The following is an 849-nucleotide window of genomic DNA, read 5'->3' as shown; positions in this document are numbered from 1 at the left end:
AAAAGCAACCGGTGTGCAAAAAGTAGAAGTTACGTTCAATAAACCAGTCGACACGGCGAAAGCGAAGCTTGCTCTTACCAAGGGCAGTGTAAACGTTGCTGTCGATACGGCTTTTGCAGCGGATAAAAAATCAGCGATTCTAACACTTAAAGAAAATGAAAAAATTGGTGCTGCTGATTATACGGTAACGATGAGCGGTTTAGAAGCTGAAACAGTAGCTACGACAACTGCGAAATTTACAGGGGAAGCCGAAGTCGTTAAGAGTATTGCGTTTGGCGATGCGAATGACACGATTGCCCAATCTGCAAAAGCGCGTGTAAAAGTGAATGCTAAAAACCAATATGGGGAGAATACATCCATCTCTGCGAGCAATTTTACCGTGGTGACATCTGGTTTTGATAGCAACATTACAAAAGATAATACAGGCGCTCTTGTTATTACGTTAGACACAACAACGACGATCGGTACGGGTGCGACAGCAACAACACCTGGCTTAACGATGATTCCCGTGTATGTTTACGAGAATGACTCCCGCGTTTCGGCACAGAAGACATTCAAATTAGGAACAGCACCATTTGTAACGAAAGTAGAGATGGGGGCACCGAAATATGCGGATAACAAAACATCCCTTTCTAACACCGGTGATATTGCAACCATCCCAGTAACCCAATTTGATCAATACGGAAATCCGGTTGCACAAGATTCGGCGGCTATCTCCAATGTGAATATCATTGTGACACCGAACTCCGATCAAATCAAAGCAGAGTATGGCGATTTCGATAACAACAATGATGGCGAAGTGCGTGTTTCCTTGAATGGACGTGTAGAAACAACGGGTGACTTCACGAT

At 43.9% G+C, this 849-nt stretch carries 1 pseudogene; it reads left to right on the top strand.

The window, feature by feature from the left end:
• Positions 1-849, top strand: a pseudogene (locus tag IEY34_RS36280) (S-layer homology domain-containing protein); the annotation flags it as partial.

The sequence above is a fragment of the Paenibacillus marchantiophytorum genome (genome assembly GCF_014640555.1).
Classification (GTDB): domain Bacteria; phylum Bacillota; class Bacilli; order Paenibacillales; family NBRC-103111; genus Paenibacillus_E; species Paenibacillus_E marchantiophytorum.
The sequence above is the reverse complement of the archived record's forward strand: the minus strand, read 5'-3'. Positions and strand labels throughout refer to the sequence as shown.